Source organism: Exiguobacterium sp. RIT594 (assembly GCF_003339585.1).
Classification (GTDB): domain Bacteria; phylum Bacillota; class Bacilli; order Exiguobacteriales; family Exiguobacteriaceae; genus Exiguobacterium_A.
Genome location: NZ_QPKF01000023.1, coordinates 1 through 275, shown reverse-complemented (window position 1 = coordinate 275; position 275 = coordinate 1). Strand labels below are relative to the sequence as shown.

Sequence of the window (275 nt, the reverse complement as noted above, 5' to 3'; positions counted from 1 at the left end):
GCACCAGTCGTACCTGCTGCATTGTTGTCGCTCATGCCGCCGTTACCTGTGTTCGGCATTGAACCTGGTGTACCATCCATGAATTTCTCAGGTGATTGTTTGACGATTGCTTCACCGAGGTTTTCACCGACACCGTACATGTAAGCATATGACTCACGGAATGTGTCAGCTGATCCTTTGTAGTCGCCTTCGACATACTGCATGAACGTATCTTGGACGTATGTTTCATGACCAGAGACCGCTTCCTGTGCTGCTTTTGTCGGAAGGTTTTCTTC

The 275-nt window shown here is 48.7% G+C and carries 1 pseudogene; it reads right to left on the bottom strand.

Annotated elements, in window-relative coordinates:
* A pseudogene (locus DVG79_RS16025) lies at positions 1–275 on the bottom strand (copper amine oxidase); the annotation flags it as partial.